This window comes from Cohnella panacarvi Gsoil 349 (genome assembly GCF_000515335.1).
GTDB classification, from domain to species: domain Bacteria; phylum Bacillota; class Bacilli; order Paenibacillales; family Paenibacillaceae; genus Cohnella; species Cohnella panacarvi.
The window spans coordinates 4,588,600-4,614,240 of record NZ_KI911563.1 but is presented as its reverse complement, the minus strand read 5'-3'; the positions used below and the strand labels follow the sequence as shown (position 1 = coordinate 4,614,240).

Below are 25,641 nucleotides of genomic sequence, written 5' to 3'. Positions count from 1 at the left end.
GACGGGAGGGATCGCGATTCCATGAACCGGAGGAATAGAAGCCGATCAAGAACAGTTCCGACAACCCTTGCCCGCAAGGATGGCGTCGAATTACGGATCGAGGCGATTCGCGACCATGCTCTTCGGATCGGGACTGCGGCCCGGGAAGAACGGGAAGCGTTCCTCTCGTTCTATGAGACGAAGCGCGAATTTCGCGACCGCCTCGCCGAGCAACTGGAATCGCTCTTGGAAGAGGAACTTCTTCTTCGGGACTCCCGGGACCGGGAGAGACCTTCGCCATGAAGGCGCTGAAACGCCGGATCGCCGGACTCTTCTCTAACGAAGAGATGACACGATTGCGCGAGGCGGAGCGCGAGCTGCACGATACGCGAAGCGCGCTTGCGCGCCAACGCGCGCATCAGAAGATCTCGCTCATGCGGCTCGAATCCGAGACCGAAGAGCTGAAACGGCGCATTCTTGCCGCTCGAATGCGCATACAGGTTTTTCGAGCGGAAGAGCCGAACGGTCCGGCAGTCGACGGGCATCCTCCGGTCCTCGGCTCCGGGATCGCTGCGACCGCCGAGACGCTGGTCGCTCCTTCCCGCTCAAGCAACGATTCCGCTCCCGCTGCCCCTCGCGCCAAGCTTGGAGAAGCGCTGATCGTCAGCGGCTTGATTACCTCCTCTCAACTGGAGACGGCCATCGAGAGACAACAAGCGGTCGGCGGGCGACTGGGCGACATTCTGCTCGACCTTGGTTACGTGAACGCAGAGCAGTTGTTGCCGTACGTCACGAACGCCCCGCCGAAAGGCCGGCTTGGCGACATGCTCGTGCAGACGGGTCAACTGACCCGCGAGCAATTAGAGAAAGCTCTTTCGTTCCAGCGCAAGAGCGGCGGCATGCTGGGCGATATCCTGCTGTCGCTGCAGTTCCTCGAGCCCGAACAATTGTACCGGGCGATCGCCACCCAGAACAACTTGGGCCGAATCGGCGCCGAACATGACTTCGATACGTCCGATAAACTCCCCGAGCCGGTCGCCCGGCAATTCGGCGTCGTCCTGCTGCAGCGGTTCGACAACCGATTCCTCGTCGCGGTCAACGAACCGTTATCGGAGGAGAATCGCATCGCGCTGGAGGAAATTCTAGGACTGCCCGCGGAGCAAGTACTTGCGACGAAGAACGAGATGGAGGCGTTCTGGACGGAAGCGTACGGCAACGAGATGCTCGAGACAAGTACCTCTAAGCTCGCGACCGAACAACCGCACAACTCGGCGAACGTCACCTTCACGCGCAAACAGCTCGTCGGGATCTTCCTGACGGTCGCCGCGGCGGCCGGCGGTCTCGCGTGGAACTGGCTTGGGACGTTAATCCTGATGAACGTCGCGGTGCAGCTATTGTATTTTCTAATGACCCTGTTCCGGTTCGCTATCATTATGTACGGCTCCAGAAGCGATTCGCAGTATCGTTTCGATATAAAGGCGCTCCAAGAGATCGACGAGAAGGCATTGCCCGTCTATACGATTCTCGTGCCCATGTACAAGGAAAGCGACGTTATTCCGCAATTGATCCGGAATTTGGAGCGGCTCGACTATCCGAAGGCGAAGCTCGACGTCCGCCTGCTGATCGAGAACGACGATATCGAAGCCCAGGAGCTTCTCAAGAACATGAAGCTGCCGCCGTATTATACGGTGCTCGTCGTGCCGGACAGCCTTCCGAAGACGAAGCCGAAGGCTTGCAACTTCGGCCTAATCAGAGCCCGCGGGGACATCGTCGTCATCTACGACGCGGAAGACCGGCCCGATCCGGACCAGCTGAAGAAAGTGTACCTGACTTTCAAGGCGTGCGACGAGAACACCGCCTGCGTGCAAGCGAAGCTGAATTACTTCAACAGCGGCCAGAACCTGCTGACGAAGTGGTTCACCCAGGAGTACAGCATGTGGTTCGAATTGCTGCTTCCCGGCATCATGAAGCTGAATATCCCGATTCCGCTCGGCGGCACGTCCAACCACTTCAAGACCGATGTTCTGAAAAAATTGAACGCCTGGGACCCGTATAACGTTACCGAGGACGCGGATCTTGGCATCCGGCTGTACAAAGCAGGCTACAAGACGGCGATCGTCGACTCGAGGACTTGGGAAGAGGCGAACAGCCGCGTCGGCAACTGGATCCGGCAGCGGTCGCGCTGGATCAAGGGCTACATGCAAACGTGGCTTGTCCATATGCGCCACCCGTTTCGCCTTTATCGCGAGCTCGGCTTGCGCGGCTTCCTCGGCTTCCATGTCATGGTGCTGGCCACGCCTCTGCTGCCGCTGCTCAACCCGATATTCTGGTCGATGATCCTGTTCTGGTACGGTTTCCATGCCGAATGGATCAGCTTGTTCTTCCCTGACGGGATCTACTACATGGCGTCGGCGGAATTCTATATCGCCAACTTCTTGTTCGTGTTCAGCAGCGCCGCCGGCGTGTACTGGGTTATCCACGCGCTCGAATCGAAAGGCGATCGCCGATTCTCGTACAGTCTCGTCCGCACAACGCTGCTTACGCCGCTCTATTGGGTGCTCATGAGCATCGCCGCGATGAAAGCGGCATGGCAGCTCATTACGAAGCCGTTCTATTGGGAGAAAACCGTGCACGGATTGTCCGAAGATCATCACTTAGATCATGACGAGCATCCTCCGGCAAGCTTCAATTAATTCAAATCGATACGGGAGTGATCGCCAATGTACCGCCCGGCGCCCGAAATATCCGTTCTCATTCCAATGTATAACGAGGAACTGCACCTCAGAGATTCTTTGCTCGCGATCGCCGGTTACATTCGGCTAACCCGGTTGCCATTCGAATTGATCGTCGTCGACGACGGTTCGACAGACGCGACCTGGCTCGCGCTGCAAAGCTTGCCGCAAGAGATCCCGGAGCTGAAGGCGCTGCGGCTTAGCCGTAACTTCGGCAAGGAGCTCGCGCTATGCGCGGGTCTGGAGCATGCTGCAGGCAACGCGGTCATCGTAATGGACGGGGATCTGCAGCATCCGCCCGAGCTCATCCCCGAGATGATTCGCTCTTGGCGCGACGAGGGCTACGATATCGTCGAATGCGTGAAGGAGAGCCGCGGCAAAGAACCGATGTTCAAAAAAGCCGGCGCTAGCCTGTTCTACGGCATGTTGAACCGGCTGGCCGGTTTCGACTTGAAAAACGCGTCCGACTATAAGCTTCTCGACGGTAAAGTCGTGCAGGCATGGCGCGGGTTGAAGGAAAGGAAGACGTTCTTCCGCGGGATGACCGCCTGGATCGGTTTCCGGCGGAAGTCGATTCCGTTCCACGTGCCGCCTCGCGAATCCGGCGCCAGCCGGTGGGGATTCGTCAAGCTGACCGGGCTCGCGGTCGAATCGATCGTCTCCTTCTCTACGGTGCCGCTTCGGATCGTCAGCGCGTTCGGGGTGCTCTTCTCGCTCGGGGCCGTCGCTCTCGGCATTCACACGCTGTGGCGCAAGCTATTCCTGGGCGCCGTGACCGGATTTACGACGGTCATTCTGCTGCAATTGTTCATCGGAGGCGTCATCATGCTGTCCATCGGGGTCGTCGGCGAATATATCGCCGCGATCTATCATGAAGTGAAGGGCCGGCCGCGCTATTTGATCTCCGAGAAGCTCGCGAACGAATCTCGCACCGTACCGATCGGAGCCCGCTCGCATGAATATTGATCGTGCCCTTCGGAGCCCATTCGTCAAGTACGCCGTCGTCGGCGCGCTCGGCACGCTGCTGCATTTTGCCTCGCTGATCTTCCTCGTGGAAGCGGCTGAATTGCCCGCCGTCCTTTCGTCAGCGATCGGCTTCCTGCTCGTCGTCGTCGTGTCATACTACTTAAACCGTCATTGGACGTTCTCGAAATCGGCCGCTTCCCCCGCGCCCGGAAGCTTCGCCAGATACGCGGTCGTCTCGACGTCCGGGCTCGTATTGAACACCGCCATCATGTATGCGATCGTCGACGCGATTGGATGGCCGTATCTGCTCGGCCAAGCCGCGGTTACGGTCATCGTGCCGGTGAGCAACTATTATTTCAACCGGACATGGACGTTCAAGGAACGGGCGCCCGGGACGACTAAGAACGAACGGGGAGGTCGACCTTGACTACCGAAATCCGCAAACGAACGAACCGAGTGGCATGGATGCTCTTTATCGGCATTTTCGCGATCGAATTCGCTGCGGGATACTACGTAAGCCATGTCATCGGATTCCTGCATTCGGACGCGATCAGCCGCGTCGCGAACGCGTTCTATGTGTTATACAGCCGCGATCCGCACTTGGGGGCGATCGGCTTCATTTGGAACCCGCTTCCGAGCTTCCTGGAGCTGTTCTTCCTGCTGTTCTATCCGTTGTACCCGCCGCTGGCTTCGTCGGCGCTCGCCGGCATTCTCCTAACGAGCCTGTTCGCCGGCGCGACGGCCGTGCTGCTGTTCCGCACCGGACGCAAATTCGACATGTCCGTCGCCATGAGCCTGACGATCGCGCTCCTGTACGGACTCAATCCGTTCATGTTCCTGTTCGGAGCTAACGGACTAAGCGACGTTCCTTATATGTTCTTCTTGATTCTAGCGATCACGCGGTTCTGCGTCTGGATTCGCTTTCGCGCGATCGGCAGTTTGGTCGTGGCCGCCTTCGCGCTTGCCTTCGCCTTCTGGACGCGATACGAGGCCGTACCGTTCGGGTTCTCGTTCGCGGCGTCCATATTCATCGTCGTTTACCTGATGCAACGGGACAAAGAATATTCCTGGAAGGAAAAGTGGCATAAATCGGAAGCGACATCGGTGCTCGTTCTGCTTCCGATCGTATTCTCCTCCGCGTTATGGCTGTTTTTCAACTACTCGATCATGGGTAATCCGTTTTACTTCCTCAACTCGGAATATTCCAACGATGCCGCGGCGCTCGTCCTGAAGAACGACGAGCAATTCCAACGCATTTTCCGTACCCCGTGGACGATATTGCAATTCGTGTTCGAGAAGACGTTCTGGTACTCCGTGCCGCTGCTCGGGGTCTTGATCGTACGAACGATAACGGGCCGTCTGCGCGATTGGGATACCGCGGTGCTGCTGCTGCTGTTCTGCGCGGTGCCGGGCTTGCAATACTTGCTGCTGCTGCGTCAAACTTCGTTCGGTTGGTTTCGTTACTTCATGTACGTATTCCCCGTCGTCGTCGCCTGGATTCCATACGAGATGAACCGGGTCGGCTTACGGCTGCGGCGAACCTCGTTCGCCATATTAGCGGGAAGCCTGGTCGTCTCCGCTGTCATGCTCGGCTACGCGATGACGAATCCGAACATCGCCCCGGACGAGAACAACTACTTGACGATCAAGACGACGAACGAGCATTACCAAAGACAGCTCGTGGAAAGAGACCTTGCGAGGTGGATCGAAGTATCGATCGACGGTACGGTCTTGACGGACTCCGCTTCCGCGTTCACGATCCTCGTGAACAGCCGCGAGCCGAGGAAATATTTGATTACGAGCGACTACGATTTCCGCGATGCGGTGCTTCGCCCTCTCGATTATGCCATCGACTACATTCTCATTCCGAAGCCGCTCAACAACGTACAGAGCACCATTAACATGCAATACCCCGATCTATACGAGAAAGGCGCGGAATGGGTAGAACTCGAGCGGGAGTTCGGCGGGTTGTGGAAGCTTTATCGGATTCAACGGGAGAAATAGACGCAACAAAAAAACGGAAGACTCCGGCACAAGGAGTCTTCCGTTTGCGTATTGTACGACACGGCCTATCTCTGAAAATGTTCCAAAATCAAGCTAGCCGTCTCTTCTACCGCTTTATTGGACACGTCGATCACGAGACAGCCGATTCGTTCCATCACTTGGCGGGCGTGCGCCAGCTCCAGATGGATGCGATCCGACGTCGCGTAGGGTGCCGTATCCGGCAGCCCCAGCGCCTTCAGCCGTTCTTTCCGGATCGCGTTCAGGGCGTCCGGATTAATCGTCAGGCCAACGACCTTATGAGCCGGAGCGTCGAAGAGCTCCTTAGGCGGCACAAGCTCCGGAATGAGCGGGACGTTAGCGACTTTGAACGTCTTGTGGGCGAGCACCATCGAGAGCGGGGTCTTCGACGTTCTGGACACGCCCACAAGCACGATATCCGCTTTCAGAATGCCGGACACGTCTCTTGCGTCATCGTAACGGACCGCGAACTCGACCGCTTCGACTTTGCGGAAGTAATCCGCGTTCAGCACGTGGTTCAAACCGGGCTCGTTCCTCGATTCCCTGCCGAGCTTCTCCTCCAGCTTGCCGATGAGCGGCCCGAGCAAGTCGATCGCCGTCAGCTCGATCAGTTGGGCTTGTTCGACCATATAATCCCGCAGGAACGGAATAACGAGCGTGTACAGCACGATGCTATTGTCGGCCTTCGCCGCGCGAATGACGGCATCGATACTCTCCCGCGTCTGAATGAACGCGGCGCGGCGGATATGCACGGCCAGCGGATGGAATTGGGCGGCGGCCGCCCGGACCGCAAGCTCCCCCGTATCTCCCGCGGAGTCGGACACGACGTAGACGGTAACGCTATGCTCGTTCATGGGCAGCTCCCCCCTCTCCATGCATTGACATTAGGTTAACCAGCGAGCTTGGAGAAATCCGCGAACGTTCTTACGTCGTCTGCGATCAGCGACAGCAAGGCAAGGCGGTTTCTGCGGACCGCCTCGTCTTCGGCCATCACCATTACGGCTTCGAAGAACGCCGCGATCGGCGCGCTCAAGGACGATAGCGCGGCAAGCGCTTCGGCCAGGTCAGCCTCGGCGAACGCTTTGACGAATCCGCCGTGCGCGCCTTGCCAAGCTTCGTAAAGCTTCTTCTCCGCGGCGTCGGCGAACAGAAGGGCGTCCACTTGCTTGGAATCCGCCTTCGACGCGAGGTTGAAGACGCGGTTGAACGCTTCTACGGCCGGACGGAAGTCGGCTTTATTGCCTTCCGCGGCCGCGGCTTGCAGCGCTTTGGCTCTGAGCAGCGTGCGGCGAACGTCGCTCGCTCCCGCGCCGATGACCGCGTCCGCGACGTCGTAGCGGATCGATTGCTCGGACAGCACGTTGCGGATGCGGAGCGTAAAGAAATCGTTCAGGTCTTTCGTGATTTCGTACGCTTCGCGTTTCAGTCCGCGCGCGCTATGCTCCTCCAGCGCGATGCGGAATAGATCGGACAGCGGCAGCTCGAGATCGTGCGCGAGCAGCGTGCTGACGATGCCCTGCGCTTGTCTGCGCAGCGCGTACGGATCCTGCGAGCCGGTCGGGATGATGCCGATCTGGAAGCAGCCGACGATCGTATCGATTTTGTCGGCGATGCCTACGATCGCGCCGACAAGCGATGCCGCCGGCTTGTCGCCTGCGTTGCGCGGAGAATAGTGCTCGTTAATGCCGCGCGCGACGCTCTCGCGTTCGCCGGCTTTGCGTGCGTAATCTTCGCCCATGATGCCTTGCAGCTCGGGGAACTCGTACACCATTTGCGAGACGAGGTCGAACTTGCAAATGTCGGCCGTGCGGCTTACGTCGGATTTCGTTGTTTCGTCTACAAGCATTTGCTGCGCGATGCGGTCGGCGATCGCGCGGGTACGCCGAACTTTGTCCGCGACCGTGCCGAGCTCTTCGTGATACACGATATTCTCAAGCTTAGCCAGCGCGTTCGCGATCACCAGCTTCTTGTCTTCTTCATAGAAAAACTTAGCGTCGGACAGACGTGCGCGAAGCACCTTCTCGTTCCCTTTCGCGACGACGTCAAGGGAGCGCGCGTCCCCGTTGCGCACGGTTACGAAATGCGGCTGCAGCTTGCCTTCGCCGTTCAGAACCGGGAAGTAGCGCTGATGCTCCCGCATCGACGTGATCAGCACTTCCTGCGGGATATCCAGGAAAGACGGATCGAACGAACCGGTGAGCACCGTCGGCGTCTCTACGAGAAACAATACTTCTTCGAGCAGATCGTCCTTGACGGCGATTTGCCAGCCGCGCTCCTCGGACAGCTTGCGAATGCCTGCCAGGATCGCCGCTTGGCGCTCTACGACGTCGACGATAACGTGTTGTTCGCGCAACCGCTCGACGTACTGGCTCGGATATTCGATGACCGCATCCTTGCCGAGGAACCGATGTCCCCGAGAGACGTTGCCGGTTGCGACGCCGGTAATCTCGAACGGAACGACCTCGCTGCCGTGCAGCGCCACGAGCCAGCGGATCGGCCGAACGTAGCGCAGATCGTAATTGCCCCAGCGCATATTCTTAGGGAACGTCAGCGACGTAACAAGCGCGGGCAGCGCCTCCGGCAAGAGCGATGCCGTATCGACGCCGACGCTGCTTTTCTTCGCGAACACGTATTCCACGTTCGCGACTTCGCGCACGAACAGCGCTTCGGGATCAACCCCTTGGCTTCTCGCGAAGCCGAGCGCCGGTTTGCTGAGCGCGCCGTTCTCGTCGTATGCGATTTTGCGCGAAGGGCCTTTGACTTCTTCGTTAACGTCCTCTTGTTTATCGGCGAGCCCGATCACTTGCACGGCCAGTCGGCGCGGCGTCGCGTAAGCTTTGACTTCTTCGAAAGCGATGCGGCTGTCCGTCAGCCACTTCTCCGTCTTGTCCTTCAATTGTTCCATCGCCGCGCGCACGAAACGCGCCGGCACCTCTTCCAAGCCGATCTCCAGCAGCAGGTTCTTAGCCATGGTTCGCCGCCCCTTTCTTCAGCAGCGGGAATTCCAGCCGCTCGCGTTCTTGCAGATAGGTTCCCGCGACTTGACGGGCCAGATTGCGCACCCGCGTAATGTAGCCCGTCCGTTCCGTCACGCTGATCGCGCCGCGGGCATCCAGCAGGTTGAACGTATGCGAACATTTGAGCACGTAATCGTAAGCCGGGAACACGAGGTTCTGTTCCATCGCGCGCTTCGCTTCCGTCTCGTAGGTCGAGAACAGCTGGAACAGCATCGCCGCGTCGGACACCTCGAACGTATACTTGGAATGCTCGTATTCCGGTTGCTTGAATACGTCGCCGTAGCTGACGCCTTCGACCCATTCAAGGTCGAATACGTTCTCTTTTTCCTGAATGTACGAAGCCAGCCGCTCCATGCCGTACGTGATCTCGACTGCCACGGGCACGCAATCGATGCCCCCGACTTGTTGGAAGTACGTAAATTGAGTCACTTCCATGCCGTCGAGCCACACTTCCCAACCGAGACCCCAAGCGCCGAGCGTCGGAGATTCCCAGTTATCCTCGACGAATCGGATATCGTGATCCAGCGGATTGATTCCAAGACGCTTCAAGCTCTCCAGATACAGCTCTTGAATGTTGTCCGGCGACGGCTTCATGATGACTTGGAATTGGTGATGCTGATACAGACGGTTCGGATTTTCGCCGTAACGTCCGTCAGCCGGACGGCGGGAAGGTTCTACGTACGCGACGTTCCACGGCTCCGGTCCGATCGAACGCAGGAACGTCATCGGGTTCATCGTGCCGGCGCCTTTCTCCGTGTCGTAAGGCTGAACGACGATACAGTTCTGTTCCGCCCAGAATTGCTGCAGCGTCAGCGTCATTTGCTGAAAATTCATCGCTTCATTCGCTCCTTTAATCGCTCATCGTTATTCGATCAGGCGAACGTCCGAACGGTCCGTGAACACACAAAAAAAGCTCCCGTCCCACGTCCGCCGTTGCAGACATAGGGACGGAAGCTGTCGTCTTCCGCGGTTCCACCCTACTTGGCCTATGCCGATAAGCATAAACCCGCTCTTTCGCGATTTCTCTCCGGAGTGCCCTTCGCCCATGCCGTCCCTCCGGGCTTGCACTACCCCCGGCTCGCTGCGATGACGACGATCATCGGCTACTTTCTCCTTCATCGAGAACGATTCAATTATGTAGCCATTCTAAACTACCGAGGCGACCTGTGTCAAACCGTCCCGTCGCCTGCTTCGGGCGTCTCCGGCTCCTGCGCCCCTGTTGTCGAACGAGGCTGGCCGGTCGGTCCGCCGAGCAAGTCGCCGTACTTCTCGAGCTGGTCGAGAAATTGACGCGATTTCAAATTCAGTCCGAGATGCGTATCCATCCATCTGCGCATGACGAGCTGAAGCTGTCGCTTCGTGTTGTCCTTGACCGCGACGTTGCCAAGCCGTCGTAAATCCAGCGCGGCGAACACCCGAAGCAGCTTCCATACACCTTCTTCCAGCTCCAGAGAGGCGCTGTCGCGATGGCGGCAAGCTTGGCACAACGCGCCCCCGGCAAGCGGACTGAACCGGAACGGCCCCTCCTGGCGGCCGCAGCTTACGCATTCGTCCAGCACCGGTTCATACCCGGCAGCGACGGTGATTTTCATCTCGTACGCGCGAAGCACGATTTGCGGGTCTTTGCCTTCGGCTAACGCCGTCAAGCACGCCTTCAGTTGATGGAACAAGTACGCCGCAGCCTCGTCGTCATTGATCGCACGGTCCGTCAGCTCCGCGGCGTAAGCGGCGTAGGCCGGACCTTCCAGCCCTTCCCGAAGTTCGCGGAACGATTCGAGCAGTTCCGCGCTGTTTAACGTCCCAAGCGAGCTGGTCCTGTAGTACGAATAGTCTCCGTATGTAAAAAGCTGAGCCATCGCGCCGAATCTGCTCTTCGGCTTTTTGGCTCCGCGCACGACAATGCCCTGCTTGCCGTAACTCGGCGTCAGCAGGGTAATGATTTTATTGCCTTCTCCGTAATCAACGCTTCGAATGACTATGCCTTCTACCCGATAGAGCATCGGTCATCATTCCTCGTCCCCGCGATCTCCGTTGTCTTCCGCAAGGCCGTCCGCGCTCGGTTCGGCCATGCTCAGATTGTTCATTTCCTTATACAGCAAATAAGCTTCAATATCGCCGGTTTGCTTAAACACATGCCACGTGAAATCACGCACAGCGCCTCATCCTCCCACGGCGGAAATGAATTGCTTCTCCGTTCTCCACAGTTAGGATGTCACCGTGCGCCGCAGGGTATCCCTGACAAGTTTAGGCGCGCATATCGTCAATCATGCCGGAATCCCAGCGATTTCAACACCGATTCGCGGTTGCGCCAGTCTTTATTGACCTTTACCCACAGCTCCAGAAAAATCTTCGATCCGAGCAGCCGCTCCATGTCCGCTCTCGCCTGCTTGCCGATTTCCTTCAGCAGCGAGCCGCTCTTGCCGATAATGATTCCTTTCTGGGAATCTCGCTCCACGTAGATCACCGCGCCGATGTTAACGAGACCGTTCTCCTCCTTGCTCATGCTTTCGATCTCCACCGCTATCGAATGGGGAATCTCCTCGCGCGTCATTTGCAATATTTTCTCCCGAATCAGCTCCGCGCACACGAACTGCTCCGGATGGTCCGTCACTTGATCCGCCGGATAATACATCGGGCCTTCCCCGAGGTATTTCGACAATTGCTCCAACAGAGCGGTCACGTTGTTGCCTTGAAGCGCCGATACCGGCACGATTTCCGTCCAATCGCGAAGCTTGCGCCACTTGTCGATAATCGGCAGCATGGCGTCGGGCGTAATTTTGTCGATTTTGTTGAGCACGAGGAACACCGGCGTCTTGACGGATTTGAGGCGCTCGATAATGTAGCGGTCTCCTCCGCCCAGCTCCTCGGATACGTCTGTCAGGAACAGCACGGCGTCCACTTCGTCCAGCGCGCTCTCCGCGGCTTTCATCATGTAGTTGCCGAGCTTGGAATTCGGTTTATGGATACCCGGCGTATCGAGGAATACGATCTGTACGTCGTCCGTCGTGTATACGCCATGGATTTTGTTGCGCGTCGTCTGGGGCTTGTCGGACATGATCGCGATTTTCTGCCCGATGACGTGATTCATGAGCGTCGATTTTCCTACGTTCGGTCGGCCGACGATGGCTACGAAGCCGGATTTGAAGCCTTTTGTAGTCATGGGTATTCTCCTTGTATAATAGTGCGTCTGCGTTGACTCGGTTAGAGCGGTAGATCGCTAGCTAGCTGTGCAAATCTTTCGACGTGAAGGCTCCGGGCAGCAACTCGGATAACGTCGTGATTCGGTATTGTCCCTTTAGGTTGCCCAGAACGACAGGCATGTCAGGCCCGCACAGCTCCGCCATCACTTGGCGGCATACGCCGCACGGCGTAATCGGATCGGGCGTGTCCCCGATGACCGCGACAACTTGAAATTGACCCGGGCGTTTGCCGTCCGCCACCGCGCGGAACAGCGCGGTTCGCTCGGCGCAGTTCGTCGGGCTGTACGCGGCGTTCTCGATATTGCAGCCGTAGTGCAGCTGGTTGTCGTCGTCGAGCGCCACGGCTCCCACTTTAAAGTTCGAGTAGGGGACGTAAGCCCGTTCGAACGCGGCTTTCGCCTCCGATAATAATTGTTCGATCGTATAAGGCAATTGGCTGATTTGGTCGCTCATGTTCATGGGTATCCCACACCTTCTTTATATCGGTATCCCCTTCGCTCAGGGATGAAGTATAGATAAATTAGCGGTATGTAGTGCCGTTATCTATTTAGCCCCCTAATCCCTTTGGACACATTCCTTCACTCGAAGTACACTAAAATGAGTGGGGGAAATGTTCAGTGAAGAGACGCTTTTTCTGTAATGAGGACAAGAAGAAGGAATACGTGGGGCTAGTGGTCTCCGGGTATCGGACAGAGCACGTAGCACGGGAACACGGGATGTCTCCTTCTGCCTTACGAGAATGGGTGCGTCAATACTGGGATGAGGTAGAGGCTGATATGGTGAAAAAGAAGCAGCAAGCGGATCAACTTGCAAAAGAAACGCAAGACCTGCAGAAAAAATACGAACAGGCCATGAAGATGCTTGGCGAGAAAGAACTTGAGATCGCCATTCTCAGGGATCTGGTAAAAAAAACGACTCCACGGTCGAGTTCAGACTCCAAGTAGCCTTGCCATGGATTGCAGCGGGATACGCGATCAGGACAGTTCTTCGGATTTGCGGCGTCCCTCGTTCTACGTACTACTACCGATTGAAACATCCGCTAACCAAGCATGCTTCCAAAGGTGGTAGGCCCATCCCGGGGTACAGCTGGAACAATAGGAGCGAGAAAGTACCGGATGGGCGAATTAAGGGCTACATCCGGAATTTGCTCGCGCGCGAAGAGGAATCTACGTACGGCTACAGGAAGTTAACGAAATGTCTGCGGCGCCGCTATGGTCTTTGCATCAACAAGAAGAAGGTCTACAGACTCTGCAAGGCACTTGGCGTCCTAAAGCCACAACGAGAGATTACCAATCGAGTGCCTCGTAAGCTGGCCAACAATCGCGAGGTCACAGGGCCAAACCAACTGTGGCAGATGGACATTAAGTACGGCTACGTGACGGGAAAGCGTCGTCATTTCTACTTGGCCAGCATCATCGACGTTTTCGACCGCTGCATCGTCGCGTATCACCGTGGCAAAGCTTGTGACACCCAAGATATCAAACGGATCGTACACCATGGCTTGCTAAAGCGAGGCGTCTTTGAGGCTGACCAGCGGCTTGTTATACGTACGGATAATGGACCGCAGTTTATTAGCAACGCATTCCACGTGTATTCGGAGGAAATGGGCTTCGAGCACGAACGAACTCCCAATAAGACACCGAACAAGAACGCCTACATCGAATCGTTCCACAGCATTTTAGAAAGGGACTGCTACCAGCGGAATTCATTCGAAACTTACGAGCACGCCTTTACTGCAGTGGACAGATTTATTCGGTTTTACAATGAGAGACGGATGCATGGTAGTCTGCACGATTTAGCTCCTGCAGAGTACCTACGTCAATATGAACTCGGATTGCTCGAACCGCAAAAAATCGCGCTTTGATGCGTTACACCTAGAGTGTGGGCGAATGTGTCCAAACTTAGGGGGTTGAACCGTTATTGCGTGCGGATGGCGTTGCTCCGGCGATTTAGCGGCGCGGAGGCCTTTAATGTGCGGTCCTTGACGTTACTCCGGCGATTTAGCGGCACGTGCGGCCTTTAATTCGCACCCTTGACGTTACTCCGGCGATTAGCGGCACGTGAGGCCTTTAATTCGCGCCATTGAAGTTACTCCGGCGATTTAGCGGCACGTGAGGCCGCTAATGCGCGCCATTGACGTTACTCCGGCGATTTATCGGCACGTGAGGCCTTTAATTCGCGCCATTGACGTTACTCCGTCGATTAGCGGCACGTGAGGCCATTAATGCGCACCCTTGACGTTACTCCGGCGATTTAGCGGCACGTGAGGCCGTTAACTCGCGCCATTGACGTTACTCCTGCGACTAGCGGCACGTGAGGCCTTTATTCCGCGCCATTGACGTTACTCCGGCGATTAGCGGCGCGAGAGGCCCTTATTCGCTACCTGAGCGAAGGGGATATCGTTGTAAAGGGGCTCAACCCGAAACCCCACGCTACCCGAAACATCGCTCCCACAGAGGAGGTCCGAGCACGAAGAAGCCGATAATCGCGGAGAAAACAGCAGCCACTAAAACCGCGCCCGAGGCGATGTCCTTAGCCGCTTTCGCAAGAGGGTGATGCTCCGGCGACGCCAAGTCTACGACGCGTTCGACGGCGGTGTTGAAGAGCTCCGCCGTCCACACGCTTCCGATCGCGGCGATCAACCACAGCCAGTCGCGCGCATCTACCTGCAGCCAACACGCGAAGGACGCGACAATGACTGCCGCAGCCAGATGAAATCGCATATGGCGCTCGCCGCGAACGGCTTCGGCAACGCCTCTTAAAGCGTAGCCGAAAGCGCGGACTTCCCGCGAACGCCAACCGCTCACCGAGTCAACCCCGCTTCCTTAAGCACATCTTCCTGCTTCGCGAACATTTCGCGTTCTTGCTCTTCGTTATCATGGTCGTAACCGAGCAAATGCAAGAAACCATGGACGAACAAGAAGCCAAGCTCCCGTTCGAAGCTGTGCCCGTATTCCTCCGCCTGCGCCTCCGCCCGGGGCACGGAAATGACGATATCCCCGATCATCTCGGCGAACGGGTCGACCGTAATATCCGCATCTTCATCCGGTTCGCCTTCGACGAGTTCGTACTCGTCGTCGTACTTGATGTCGGCGTCCTCGCCCTCCAGCATCGAGAACGACAACACGTCCGTCGGCTTGTCCAATCCACGGTACTGCCGGTTCAGCTCGCGAATTCCTTCGTCGTCGGTCAGCGTCAACGTTACGATGCCGGCAGGCACGCCTTCTTTATCGCCAGCGATGCGAAGCAGCTTCTCCAGCAAGTCCATCCAGGCTTCCTCGCGCGCGCCGGCGCCGCCTTCCCGTTCGTCGATCCATTCCAAGCTCAGCTTATTCGAACTCATTGTTTCGTCTCCTTGTCCTTTGCAGCGCCGGCATCCCTGGATTCCTGCGCTTCTTTCATTTTCTTCAGTTCTTTATCGTCAGGATACTCGATCCGGGAATGGAACATTCCGATCACCGTCTCCTTAAGCGTTTCCGCGATCGTATCCAGTTCCCGCATCGTCAAGTCGCATTCGTTGAACTGACCGTCTTCCAACCGGTCTTTAAGGATTTTGCCGATGATGCCTTCGATTTGTTCGACCGTAGGATGGCTGAGGGAACGCACCGCCGCCTCCACGCAGTCCGCAATGCCGACGATCGCCGCCTCCTTGGACTGCGCCTTCGGACCGGGATAACGAAAATCGTCCTCCGTCCATTCGCTCTCGACGCCCTGCTCCTGCGCTTGCTTCACCGCCTTGAAATAAAAATATTTCAAGAAAGTCGTGCCGTGATGCTGCTCCGCGATGTCGCGGATCGGCTTCGGCAGCTTATGCGCCTTAAGCATGTCCGCCCCGTCCTTCGCATGCGCGATGATTATCGATGCGCTCACGCGCGGATCGAGCTTATCATGCGGGTTGCCGGAGGAGTTCTGGTTCTCGATAAAATAAAGCGGCCGTTTCGTCTTTCCTACGTCGTGGTAGAACGAACCTACGCGGCAAAGCAATCCGTTAGCGCCTACCGATTCCGCAGCCGCTTCCGACAAGTTGCCGACCATGAGGCTGTGATGGTACGTTCCCGGCGTCTCGGTCAACAGCTTGCGCAGAAGCGGATGGTTCGGATTAGACAGCTCGACCAGCTTCAACGCGGACAAGATGCCGAACGTCACCTCGAAGAATGGCATGAGTCCGATGACCAGCACGGTCGTGAGCAGTCCGCTCGAGAACATGAAGCCGATCGATTGGATGAGATCGGACCGGCTCGGGTTCGGATCGACGAGCATGAGCGCAAACACCGCGATGGATCCGAACAGGCTCACCATAATGCCTGCCTTCAGAATCGACGAGCGGTGGCTCGCGCGATGAATCGCCAGCACGGCCGTGAAGGACACGACGGCGGCGACGAAACCGTAGTGGAAATCGAAAATATGCTCCTGCTCGACGTTAAGGATCATGCTAGCGATTAGCGAGAATAAGAACGCGCTGACGAGACCCAGGTGGAAATCGATGAGCAGCGTCACCAGCATGCTGCCGAGCGCGACCGGCGCCAAATAACCGACGAACGGCCAATCCTCGCTATGCGTTAGCGATACGAGGTGCATGAATAGGATATTCAGCCCGAAAATAAGGAGCAGCATCGTCCAATGCACGTTATTGCGCTTGAGCGCCGACGTCGCCGACGTCAACTCTCCGTAACCGTACAGAGCGAGCGTGAATAACAGCGAGAAAAGCAGGACGCCCAGTTGCGGAAAATAATTTTTGCGTTCCTTGAGCAGCCCTAAATCGTTCAGCCGGTCGTATAGCTCCTGATTGATAACTTGTCCGGCCGTGACGATGACATCGCCCTGCTTGATCATGACCGGCGCCGTGTTCTGCCTGGCTTCCGCCCTCGCATCCTCGGTCGCCTGCTTATCGTAGAACTTGTTCGGCGAGATCGCGAGTCTGGCCAGCTCCTGCACGACTTCCCGCTCCGTCTTCAAGGAGAGGGAGCTGGCGTTGACCAGCTCGGCTACCCGCGCGCGCGCCGGCTCCGCTTCCGTGAGCGAATCCAGCATCAGCTTGCGGACGACTTCGCGCCCGACGCTGCGCATCTCGAGCAGTTGGTCGGAAGTGAATTTGGGCAGCTTGTAGTATGTCTCCTCCGGCATCGGGTATTTCTGCGACTGCACGACTTTCTGCATCTCGTCGAGCAAACTTTCCGAATACGTGTCCGAATTCGTCGTCGTTGCGGCGAAATTAGCGAAGTAATTGTCGACCCGCACCGGAATCGTACCTCTATAAATCTCGATTTTCTGCGCTTCCGTAATCGAATCGTCCAAATTCAGCTGTTCGATCCGGGAGAAAATCTCATCGATCAACAGCTCGTTGCGCAGCGAGACGATCGGATAGATCGGATTGACCTGTTCGGCCGCCTGTTCCTGGGCTTGCAGCGTCGCTTCCTTGTCTTCGAACTGTTTCGGCGCTTTAATGTCACGGTCGCTCTTCCCGTTGAGGGTAATATCATAGGTTTCGGGAACGAGCCTCGGCGATATCGAGAAATAGAATAAAAACACAAAAAGCAGGAGCAGGAGCCACCGCATCGCTGCGCTGTTCTTCCATCCTGCCGCTGCTTGGGATAAACTCAGCGGATTTCCAAGCGGACGATCTTTATTACGTCTCATCCGGCGTCTCCCTCCCTGAGAGTAGTTAATCGCTTTGCTGATTATAGGCTACGATGATTTTCTGCACGAGGGCATGACGAACGACATCTTGCTCGGAGAAATAGACGATGCCGATCTCCTCGATATCTTTCAATATGCGCTGGGCATCGATCAGACCGGATTTCTTGCCTTTCGGCAAATCGATCTGAGTGACGTCCCCTGTAATGACCATGTGCGAGCCGAAGCCGAGCCGGGTCAGGAACATCTTCATCTGCTCGGGCGTCGTGTTCTGCGCCTCGTCTAGAATGACGAACGAGTCGTCGAGCGTGCGTCCTCTCATGTAGGCGAGCGGCGCGATCTCGATCAAGCCGCGTTCGAGCGCCTTCGCTACACCGTCGGGACCGAGGACATCGTTAAGCGCATCGTAGAGCGGGCGCAAATACGGATCGACTTTCTCTTGCAGATCGCCCGGCAGAAACCCGAGACTCTCTCCCGCTTCGACCGCCGGACGAGTCAGCAGAATCCGCTTTACCTTGCCTTCCTTAAGGGCGGCGACGGCAGTAACGACGGCTAGGTACGTCTTGCCGGTACCGGCGGGACCGATTCCGAAGACGATATCTTTCTTCCTTATCGTCGTCACGTAATGGCGCTGGCCGAGCGTCTTCGGCACGATCGGCTTGCCGCGGAACGTCGTGGTGATTTCTCCCTTGAACAGGGAAAGCAGCTGATCCGCTTTCAATTCTCTGGCCAGATCGAGCGCGTAGCGAACGTCTCGTTCGTTCAATTGCAATCCGCCGCGGATAAGCTGAAGCAACGTATTGAACAATTGATCGAGCGAGCGGACTTCTTCCGGAGGACCGTCGATGACGATCTCCGCTTCGCGGGTATGAATCTTCGATTCCGTCTCGCGTTCGATCAGACGAAGGAACTTGTCCTGCGGCCCGAATAGGGCGAGGCCTTCAGCTACGTTCAGTAGCGGGATAACAGTTGTAGTCGTTGGCTCCGTCAAAAAGCCTCATTCCCCCTGCGGTATCGGTGGTGTCTCGGGAGCTTGCACGAATGGGCGCGGCTCGGCGATAGACTGCTCCACCTCGAATAGTACGGTTAACATCACTTTACCATTCTCGGTTTGCTCATGCAAAATGTTTTCCGCCTTTATGACAGCGCCGACTCCGCTTTTGGCGAGCAAATCCGATCTTGCCGCCGATAAACCGGCTTGTTTCGCTTCCTCCGGCGTCAATTTCTGCTCCGTCTCGATCACTTCCATCTCGACCTCTTTCATCGAACCGAAAGGCAGCACCCAATCGCGAATTCGCGAGCGTTGCATACTGGACTTGATCTGCGACTGCTCGTATTCCTCTCCTTTATAGCCCGAAATTTGCAGCGCCCGGTTGCCGATGATCCAGTAGTTGCGGGTTTTCGAGGCCCCCGTATAGCTTTTGATTTTCTTCGTCGTCGGCGCCGCGATTCGATACTCGTGCCATACGAGCCCCATGACCGTTCCTTTGGAAACGACGGCCTTGTTATTTTTCTCATCCCCGAGCAAGCCCGAGATGAGCACGTCTCCCTTCTTCACGCGATCGTTGCGCTCGACCTTCGGACGTCCGCTCTCCGCGATGACTTTCGTCACGACGGAATCCGTCTTCGCGACGAGATGCGAGGGGCTCTCCAGCGGCCTCTTCTCGGGCTTGGTCGAATCTACGACGGTAATCATGATCGTCGCGCCTTTCTTCTCGACGCCGACCCACGCCGCGTCCGGGAGCCTTCTCGCCATGTTCTTCGACAGCGTCGAGGTATCCTCCATTCTCCAGGACCATTGGTACTTGTACAGCCCCTCCGCGCGCGCGGCCGCCAGAATCCGCGATTCCGGAATCGCCGTATCCCCCTCGATCTTGACGTTCCATACGAGCATGGACAGAACGAACAAAGCGATAACGAACGCAAGCATTCCTCCGGCGAACACTTTGCGCCGCGCGAGCCTTTCCAGCTTGAACGGTACGCCGTGCCGGGATAAGATGCGCGTGCGGCAGCCGCACTTGCGGAGCAGCGGCCGCAGCTTGAAGAAGTCGGGGATCGAGATCCCGAACGTCAGGCTCCCGTCCTTCTCGAAAGAAATTTGCCACACTTTTATGTTCGCGGCCGTCGCCTCGTTAAGAAACTTGTCCGCATCCCCGCCGATGAGCTTGACCCACACGAACCCGCGAACCGTCTCGAGCCATGTACCTTTCATCCTCTATCTCCTCCTGCGCCGAGCTTGTCCGACAATTGACCGAAATCCGCCCTTCGCATGAATGGCGGAGCGGCGGTTACACGCCAGGCTTGTTTGTCGGGTGCAGCTGGACGCCTAGAATCGTACCTTCGACGAACACTTCCTCTGTTCCGATCGTTCGAATGATCAAATTCTCTCCCGTCACTTCCATCTCGCCGCGATCCATCGCCAATCGAAGCGACTGCGGCGAGAAATGCAACACACCCCGGTGATTTTCCACCGTAAGCTGGAGCCCCCCGATCATCGTGATGCGGGGCAGGTCCAGCGCCACGTCCTGCGGCAGGTCGAGTATGGTTGCGGTCCATTTGCGCAGTTTTCGACTGACACGCATCATACGGCGGTCCTCCCCCGGTTACGGTAATACGGTAAAACATATGCGACGCCGTCGCGCTTTATGAAGCGGAGAGCGGTCAAGCCTGACGAATATCAGAAATGGGATTGACGTACGTATTTCCATTTGCTAGTATATAACCAACGGTTAGTAACCAATGGTTACAATATGAAGGATAGGGTGATTCATATGTTCGCAGGACATTTCGGTTTGGCGGCGGGCGTAAAGGCTAAAGCACCGGAGCTGCCGCTTTGGGTGCTCATGGTAAGCGCTCAGCTATTAGATGTAGCTTTTATCCCTATGGTAGTTGCCGGGAAAGAATCGATGGATTTCACTCAGCACGGCGAAGGCTACGGCAAAGCGATCATTCACGCCGACTATACGCATTCTTTGCTCGGGGCGTTGTTGATTGCGATTATCGCCGGCGTGATCTGCGAGAAGATTTGGGGTGCCCGAGCAGGATGGGTCGCGGGAGGAGTCGCGTTCAGCCATTGGGTGCTGGATCTGATCGTCCATCGCGCGGATATGCCTCTGCTGCCCGGAAACTGGGGGGATTTCCCTCTGCTCGGATTCGGAGCGTGGCGTTCGGAAATGTTATCGGCGGGAATGGAGCTGCTCCTGCTTTCTACAGGTTTCGTCATGTATGTTCGGTACGCATTCAGAAAAGCCGGAAGCGAGAAGAGAAAGACGGCGCTCTTAACTTCGGTTATACTGGGTATCGTACTAGCCGGTTTACTGGCGACAGACGTATCAGGGATGCTATAGGAGGTTGCGCAGGGTGGCATCGAAACAGGAGATTAGATCGGAAGAAACAAGGAAGAGCATCATCGAAGCGGCAAGCCGCTTATTCGGGAGCAAGGGCTACGATGCCGTAACCATGCGCGAGATCGCCAAGGAAGCAGGCTGCTCGCACGCGACGATATACATTTATTTCAAGGATAAAGAAGCACTATTACAGGAGCTGTCAATGCCGCCTCTCCTGTCGCTTTTCGAGCAGATCGACTCGTGGATCGCCCGAGAAACAGAACCTGACGTAAAGCTGAAAGCCATTAGTATGGCGTTAATCTCCTTCTGTCTGGTTAATCGGAATATGTACGATTTATTCCTTAACGTAAAAGCCGGCCGGGTAGACGAGCATTCGCCGAGAATGGAAATCAATCGATTGCGGAACCGGCTGTTCGGGCAGCTTGCCGGCATCATTCGCGAATGTTTGCGCCTCCAACCGCAAGACGATCGCATATGGATGAGCGCCAGAGTCTACTACTACGCTCTGCATGGCATGATCTCGACGTACGCGCATTCGGAAGAATCGGCCGAACAACTGATGGAGCGACTCCAGGCAACGTTCCTTCATACTTTCGACGTCGTGCTTACAGGCTTACAAACACAGACAAGCAAAGACCCCGATCGCTGATCGGGGTCTTTGCTTGTTTACATCGTTACTTAGCGCCGGTGAGGCTTGCGGGCGCGCGGAGGGCCGAGAATTTCGGCCCACATGACGGCGCGCGCGAGCTCGTCGCGGGAGAGGCTCTCCGACGGATGCGGCGACTTCGCGTAGGTCCGCTCGGGAAGAGCAGACCCTGCCTGCGATGCGAGAGGGATCGTGCGCGGCTCCGGAACGATAGCTCTCGGCTCGACACTCTCTTCTTCGAAGATCGGCTGCGGGATCGGACGCGGTTGTTCCTGCCTCGCCGGAGGGATGCGCATCGGCACTCCCCGTTGCGGAGGCGAGCCCGGACGACGCTGCTGGGGGCCTCCGAAATCCGGCATCCGGTTGGGCCGCTTATCCAGCGGCGATTTGCGGACGAACAGCTGGTAGATGATCCCGATGGCAACGACGATCAGGAAGAGACTACTCATTACCGTTTCTCTTCATCGCCGCGGGTGTCGCCCTGTCGGCCGATCGAGCCGCGCATTTGCGTGTCCGCTTCGATATTTTTCAAGTTCATGTAATCCATGACGCCCATTTTGCCGGCCTTGAGCGCATCCGCCATCGCCAGAGGCACCTCGGATTCGGCTTCGACGACTTTCGCCCGCATCTCGACGACGCGCGCTTTCATCTCCTGCTCCTGCGCGACGGCCATCGCGCGGCGCTCCTCGGCTTTCGCCTGCGCGATCCGCTTATCGGCTTCCGCTTGCTCGGTTTGCAGATGCGCGCCGATGTTCTTGCCGACATCGACGTCCGCGATGTCGATGGACAAAATTTCGAACGCCGTACCCGCATCAAGCCCTTTGCCGAGCACCGTTCGGGAAATCAGATCCGGATTCTCGAGCACGGCTTTATGGGAACTGGATGAGCCGACCGTCGTAACGATTCCTTCCCCTACGCGGGCGATAATCGTCTCTTCGCCGGCGCCTCCGACCAACCGTTCGATATTAGCTCGTACCGTTACTCGGGCTCTGACTTTCACTTCGATGCCGTCTTTGGCCACGGCAGCAACGATAGGGGTCTCAATGACGCGCGGATTAACGCTCATCTGCACCGCTTGAAGCACGTCGCGTCCCGCGAGATCGATCGCGGCGGCGCGTTCGAACACCAGCGGAATGTTCGCGCGCTGAGCGGCGATCAAAGCGTTGACGACGCGGTCGACGTTGCCGCCCGCAAGAAAGTGGCTTTCGAGCTGGTTGATGTTAAGGCCGAGCCCCGCCTTCGTCGCCTTGATTAACGGGTTGACGATCCGGCTCGGTATGACGCGGCGAAGCCGCATGGCGACCAGCGTAATAATGCTGATGCGCACGCCGGAAGCAAGCGCGGAAATCCAGAGCATGAACGGAAAGAAGCTTAGAAACACGATAACCGCGATGACGACAAGCGCCACGATTACGAGAAGCTGCACATCGGCGTTTTCCATCGATTAGATAACCTCCACGAAGAGTATAGTTTTAAAGTGACTCTACAATAATTTCGTCGTACCGTGCTTCACTTCCTGCACGACGATCCGCGTACCGTCTACCGCAACGACGCGAACCATCCGCCCGCGTTCCACGAACTCGCCTCCTGTGACGACATCGACGCGTTCTCCACGGATTTCGGCAATACCTGCCGGGCGAAGTTCGCTAATCGCAACGCCCTCACTGCCGATCAAGCTTTCCCGAGGATTGTTCGGAACGTAGCCTTGCTCGGTCGTCAGCGCCTCGCGCAGGATGAACCGGTTCCAGACGCCGCGCTTGCGGAAAATATAGACGAACACGGCGATGATGAGGATCGCGATTAATAGAGACAGCCCAAGCGAGCTCAGCGCGTCTCCCGTATCCTGCGCCCCCATCGTAATGCCCGCAATGACGGCCGCGCTTCCAAGTATGCCCAATATTCCGAAGCTAGGAATAAACAGCTCCGATACGAGCAGAATCAGACCGATGACGAAGAGCACGACCGCTTCCATTCCGGCGAAGCCCGCCACGAATTGTCCGAAGAAATACAAGCCGAACGCGATGACTCCGACGATGCCCGGAACGCCGAAGCCCGGCACGAGCAGTTCGATGGCAACGCCGGCGATGCCTAAGATGAGCAGAATCGTCGTCATGCCCGGGCTGGTCAGAAATTCGGAGACGTGCTCGGCGAGCGATAAATTCACTTCGATGACCGGACGATCGTTCAAGCCTTTCCATGCGATCACTTCTTCGACCGACTTCGCGATCGTATCGGCATAGCCGACTTTAAGCGCTTTCTCAGCCGACAGAGACAAGATCGTTCCGGCTTTGTACGTTTCTCCCAGCTCGGGCACCGTCAGCTCTCGGCTCGGATCGACCATCTTGACCGCGATGTCGGAGTTTCGCCCGTTCAGCTCCGCGGCGCCCGCCATCTCCTGGCTCCAGAACGAGACGTATTTCGGATTGTCCACCGCGTTGCCGTTCTGATCCACGATCATCGCCGCGCCGATCGTCGTTGCCGGCGCCATGGCGATATCGCCCGCGTTCAGAGCCAAGTAAGCGCCGGCCGAAGCCGCTTTGCCGCTCACGAACGCTACAGTCGGCACGGTAGTCTCGCGGATGCGAATTCCGATCTCCTCTGCCGTATCCAACCGACCGCCCGGCGTGTCGACGTCGAGAACGACAAGCGAAGCTTTCGCGTCCTCCGCTTCCGTTAACGCGCGGTCCAGGAACGATGCCAATCCGCTTTCGACGGTCATCTTCACGGGGATGACGTACACGGCGCCGGCTGAACGCGTCTCCGCGTTAGCGGCACTAAGCGGCAGGATGGCTATGAACAACGCCGCCAGCACAGGCATTAACCCGAGAATCAGCGCGAGTTTCTTCCGAACTCGAACCACCTGTATTCCTCCTTCGATCTATGATCCTGTACGTATATTATTACGATCTTTCGGGCGTTGCGTTCCATCTTTCGCCCGGAGACGGCAAAAAGCACTCCCCGCAAAGGGAGTGCCTGTCGTTCGCATGAAATCATTGCAGAAGTTGTTGGACGATACCATTGACCACTTTCCCGTCGGCAACGCCTTTCACCTTCGGCATCAATGCACCCATTAATTTTCCCATATCGGCTTTGGAAGAAGCACCGGTTTCTTGCATGGTCTGCACAACAATAGCTTTGATTTCTTCTTCGTTCAGCTGTTTCGGAAGATATTCGGATATGATCTCAATTTCTGCGCTGACGTTGCTTACCAAATCTTCCCGGCCCGCGTTTTTAAATTCGAGGAGGGAATCTCGTCGCTGCTTGAGTTCACGGCTCAACACCGAAAGCGTTTCGTTATCGTCAAGCGTGCGGCGCAGATCGATTTCTTGGTTTTTGATCGCTGCACGAACCAACCGAATCGTGGAAAGACGGAATTTATTCCCATCTCTCATCGCTTGCTTCATGTCTTCGTTCAAACGCTCCGCGAGGTTCATGCGTGCGGATTCCTCCTAGAACTTGCGTTTACGAGCCGCTTCGGATTTTTTCTTCCGTTTGACGCTCGGTTTCTCATAGTGTTTGCGTTTCTTCACTTCCGCGAGAACGCCGTCTTTGGCGATGGAGCGCTTAAAGCGGCGGAGTGCAGCGTCGATTGTTTCATTTTTGCGTACTTTCGTTTCGGACACCTGTTTTCCCTCCCTCCGCAACAGACCACAACACACGGTTATCAAAGTACATTATAGGCGAAGTGGAAAGTCAGTGTCAACTTCATCGACGCCGTAAATCCCGGTAATTATTCCTTGCCGCCGAGCGTCGCCAGCTTCTCTCCGCCGAGCACGTGATAGTGAATGTGAAACACGACTTGTCCCGCATCCGGACCGTTATTCGTGACGACCCGATATCCGCTTTCCGCGATCCCGGCTTCCTTGGCGACGTGCTGAGCGGCGAGCTGGATGCGTCCGAGAAGCTCGATGTCTTCCGGCTGTGCATCGTTCAACGCGGCGAAATGCTTCTTCGGAATGACCAGAATATGGACCGGCGCTTGGGGCGCAATGTCGTGGAAAGCCACGATGTGCTCGTCTTCGTACGCTTTGCGCGACGGAATCGATCCTTCTATGATTTTGCAAAATAGACAACTCATGAACCGAACACCTCGATCAT

The 25,641-nt window shown here is 56.8% G+C and carries 28 protein-coding genes; 9 read left to right on the top strand and 19 right to left on the bottom strand.

The annotated features are described in order from the left end of the window. Positions 1 to 21 precede the first annotated feature (21 nt). The 5 genes from COHPA_RS0122000 to COHPA_RS0121980 are packed head-to-tail and all read left to right on the top strand — an operon-like array spanning position 22 to position 5,681. Positions 22 to 282 carry a hypothetical protein gene (locus COHPA_RS0122000; RefSeq protein WP_027088304.1) on the top strand — a complete coding sequence of 87 codons (261 nt, stop codon included), beginning with the start codon at positions 22 to 24 and terminating at the stop codon, positions 280 to 282. After that, entirely contained in the window at positions 279 to 2,672 is a 2,394-nt protein-coding gene (locus COHPA_RS0121995; RefSeq protein WP_027088303.1) for a cyclic di-GMP-binding domain-containing protein, MshE-related, read from the top strand. Before COHPA_RS0122000 ends, COHPA_RS0121995 begins: the two co-directional genes overlap by 4 nt. Positions 2,673 to 2,699: 27 nt before the next feature. After that, on the top strand, positions 2,700 to 3,677 hold the full coding sequence (locus COHPA_RS0121990) for a glycosyltransferase family 2 protein (protein ID WP_027088302.1): 978 nt from the start codon (positions 2,700 to 2,702) through the stop codon (positions 3,675 to 3,677). Further along, positions 3,667 to 4,104 (top strand): GtrA family protein, encoded by a 438-nt coding sequence (locus tag COHPA_RS0121985; RefSeq protein ID WP_027088301.1) that lies wholly within the window; start codon positions 3,667 to 3,669, stop codon positions 4,102 to 4,104. The genes COHPA_RS0121990 and COHPA_RS0121985 overlap by 11 nt, the downstream gene beginning before the upstream one ends. Positions 4,105 to 4,142: 38 nt before the next feature. Continuing rightward, positions 4,143 to 5,681 carry a glycosyltransferase family 39 protein gene (locus COHPA_RS0121980; RefSeq protein WP_035121705.1) on the top strand — a complete coding sequence of 513 codons (1,539 nt, stop codon included), beginning with the start codon at positions 4,143 to 4,145 and terminating at the stop codon, positions 5,679 to 5,681. A gap of 65 nt (positions 5,682 to 5,746) precedes the next feature. Here COHPA_RS0121980 and COHPA_RS0121975 read toward each other — a convergent pair whose 3' ends face one another. From COHPA_RS0121975 to cdd, 7 genes are all read right to left on the bottom strand, one after another. Beyond that, a complete protein-coding gene (locus COHPA_RS0121975) occupies positions 5,747 to 6,553 on the bottom strand; it encodes a pyruvate, water dikinase regulatory protein (RefSeq protein WP_027088299.1) in 807 nt (268 codons plus the stop codon). Between the two features lie 35 nt (positions 6,554 to 6,588). Continuing rightward, a complete protein-coding gene (gene glyS / locus COHPA_RS0121970) occupies positions 6,589 to 8,670 on the bottom strand; it encodes a glycine--tRNA ligase subunit beta (RefSeq protein ID WP_027088298.1) in 2,082 nt (693 codons plus the stop codon). Then, positions 8,663 to 9,550 (bottom strand): glycine--tRNA ligase subunit alpha, encoded by an 888-nt coding sequence (gene glyQ, locus COHPA_RS0121965; protein ID WP_027088297.1) that lies wholly within the window; start codon positions 9,548 to 9,550, stop codon positions 8,663 to 8,665. Before glyQ ends, glyS begins: the two co-directional genes overlap by 8 nt. Positions 9,551 to 9,885: 335 nt before the next feature. Then, positions 9,886 to 10,716 (bottom strand): DNA repair protein RecO, encoded by an 831-nt coding sequence (gene recO, locus COHPA_RS0121955; protein ID WP_027088295.1) that lies wholly within the window; start codon positions 10,714 to 10,716, stop codon positions 9,886 to 9,888. Positions 10,717 to 10,722: 6 nt separating this feature from the next. After that, complete coding sequence (locus tag COHPA_RS25330; protein WP_084760879.1) at positions 10,723 to 10,869, bottom strand: YqzL family protein; 147 nt, start codon at positions 10,867 to 10,869, stop codon at positions 10,723 to 10,725. 107 nt (positions 10,870 to 10,976) lie between these two features. Then, a complete protein-coding gene (gene era / locus COHPA_RS0121945; protein ID WP_027088294.1) occupies positions 10,977 to 11,876 on the bottom strand; it encodes a GTPase Era in 900 nt (299 codons plus the stop codon). 61 nt (positions 11,877 to 11,937) lie between these two features. Next, positions 11,938 to 12,375 (bottom strand): cytidine deaminase, encoded by a 438-nt coding sequence (gene cdd / locus COHPA_RS0121940; protein ID WP_027088293.1) that lies wholly within the window; start codon positions 12,373 to 12,375, stop codon positions 11,938 to 11,940. A gap of 158 nt (positions 12,376 to 12,533) precedes the next feature. Here cdd and COHPA_RS23990 point away from each other — a divergent pair, with 158 nt between their 5' ends. After that, positions 12,534 to 12,860 (top strand): transposase, encoded by a 327-nt coding sequence (locus COHPA_RS23990; protein WP_027086807.1) that lies wholly within the window; start codon positions 12,534 to 12,536, stop codon positions 12,858 to 12,860. 2 nt (positions 12,861 to 12,862) lie between these two features. Continuing rightward, positions 12,863 to 13,780 carry an IS3 family transposase gene (locus tag COHPA_RS0121930; protein ID WP_069202070.1) on the top strand — a complete coding sequence of 306 codons (918 nt, stop codon included), beginning with the start codon at positions 12,863 to 12,865 and terminating at the stop codon, positions 13,778 to 13,780. A gap of 568 nt (positions 13,781 to 14,348) precedes the next feature. On the opposite strand, the gene COHPA_RS0121925 is transcribed toward COHPA_RS0121930, so the two are convergent. The 6 genes from COHPA_RS0121925 to yqfC form a co-directional block, all read right to left on the bottom strand. Further along, positions 14,349 to 14,723 carry a diacylglycerol kinase family protein gene (locus COHPA_RS0121925; protein WP_027088292.1) on the bottom strand — a complete coding sequence of 125 codons (375 nt, stop codon included), beginning with the start codon at positions 14,721 to 14,723 and terminating at the stop codon, positions 14,349 to 14,351. Further along, positions 14,720 to 15,259, bottom strand: a complete 540-nt coding sequence (gene ybeY, locus COHPA_RS0121920; protein ID WP_027088291.1) for an rRNA maturation RNase YbeY — start codon at positions 15,257 to 15,259, stop codon at positions 14,720 to 14,722. The genes COHPA_RS0121925 and ybeY overlap by 4 nt, the downstream gene beginning before the upstream one ends. Then, positions 15,256 to 17,553: an HD family phosphohydrolase gene (locus COHPA_RS0121915; protein ID WP_027088290.1), complete on the bottom strand. Its 2,298-nt coding sequence runs from the start codon at positions 17,551 to 17,553 to the stop codon at positions 15,256 to 15,258. Before COHPA_RS0121915 ends, ybeY begins: the two co-directional genes overlap by 4 nt. A 25-nt stretch (positions 17,554 to 17,578) precedes the next feature. Next, entirely contained in the window at positions 17,579 to 18,541 is a 963-nt protein-coding gene (locus tag COHPA_RS0121910) for a PhoH family protein (protein WP_027088289.1), read from the bottom strand. A 6-nt stretch (positions 18,542 to 18,547) separates the two neighbouring features. Continuing rightward, complete coding sequence (yqfD, locus tag COHPA_RS0121905; RefSeq protein WP_027088288.1) at positions 18,548 to 19,762, bottom strand: sporulation protein YqfD; 1,215 nt, start codon at positions 19,760 to 19,762, stop codon at positions 18,548 to 18,550. A gap of 76 nt (positions 19,763 to 19,838) precedes the next feature. Beyond that, positions 19,839 to 20,135 carry a sporulation protein YqfC gene (gene yqfC / locus COHPA_RS0121900; protein WP_027088287.1) on the bottom strand — a complete coding sequence of 99 codons (297 nt, stop codon included), beginning with the start codon at positions 20,133 to 20,135 and terminating at the stop codon, positions 19,839 to 19,841. 186 nt (positions 20,136 to 20,321) lie between these two features. Here yqfC and COHPA_RS0121895 point away from each other — a divergent pair, with 186 nt between their 5' ends. Together COHPA_RS0121895 and COHPA_RS0121890 are read left to right on the top strand one after the other, a co-directional pair. Next, positions 20,322 to 20,897, top strand: a complete 576-nt coding sequence (locus tag COHPA_RS0121895; RefSeq protein WP_027088286.1) for a metal-dependent hydrolase — start codon at positions 20,322 to 20,324, stop codon at positions 20,895 to 20,897. Positions 20,898 to 20,910: 13 nt separating this feature from the next. Continuing rightward, positions 20,911 to 21,546 carry a TetR/AcrR family transcriptional regulator gene (locus tag COHPA_RS0121890; protein WP_027088285.1) on the top strand — a complete coding sequence of 212 codons (636 nt, stop codon included), beginning with the start codon at positions 20,911 to 20,913 and terminating at the stop codon, positions 21,544 to 21,546. Positions 21,547 to 21,575: 29 nt separating this feature from the next. Here COHPA_RS0121890 and COHPA_RS0121885 read toward each other — a convergent pair whose 3' ends face one another. The 6 genes from COHPA_RS0121885 to COHPA_RS0121860 all read right to left on the bottom strand — a co-directional run bounded on the left by COHPA_RS0121885 (position 21,576) and on the right by COHPA_RS0121860 (position 25,621). Beyond that, entirely contained in the window at positions 21,576 to 21,992 is a 417-nt protein-coding gene (locus COHPA_RS0121885; RefSeq protein ID WP_027088284.1) for a hypothetical protein, read from the bottom strand. Continuing rightward, complete coding sequence (gene floA, locus COHPA_RS0121880) at positions 21,992 to 22,984, bottom strand: flotillin-like protein FloA (protein WP_027088283.1); 993 nt, start codon at positions 22,982 to 22,984, stop codon at positions 21,992 to 21,994. Before floA ends, COHPA_RS0121885 begins: the two co-directional genes overlap by 1 nt. A 42-nt stretch (positions 22,985 to 23,026) precedes the next feature. Continuing rightward, positions 23,027 to 24,403: an NfeD family protein gene (locus tag COHPA_RS0121875; RefSeq protein WP_027088282.1), complete on the bottom strand. Its 1,377-nt coding sequence runs from the start codon at positions 24,401 to 24,403 to the stop codon at positions 23,027 to 23,029. 130 nt (positions 24,404 to 24,533) lie between these two features. Further along, the gene (locus tag COHPA_RS0121870) at positions 24,534 to 24,977 is read right to left on the bottom strand and encodes a GatB/YqeY domain-containing protein (protein ID WP_027088281.1); all 444 of its coding nucleotides are present in this window, start codon (positions 24,975 to 24,977) and stop codon (positions 24,534 to 24,536) included. A gap of 15 nt (positions 24,978 to 24,992) precedes the next feature. After that, positions 24,993 to 25,166, bottom strand: coding sequence for a 30S ribosomal protein S21 (rpsU, locus tag COHPA_RS0121865; RefSeq protein WP_005547957.1), 174 nt, complete (start codon positions 25,164 to 25,166; stop codon positions 24,993 to 24,995). A gap of 107 nt (positions 25,167 to 25,273) precedes the next feature. After that, positions 25,274 to 25,621 carry a histidine triad nucleotide-binding protein gene (locus COHPA_RS0121860; protein WP_027088280.1) on the bottom strand — a complete coding sequence of 116 codons (348 nt, stop codon included), beginning with the start codon at positions 25,619 to 25,621 and terminating at the stop codon, positions 25,274 to 25,276. Positions 25,622 to 25,641: the final 20 nt, after the last annotated feature.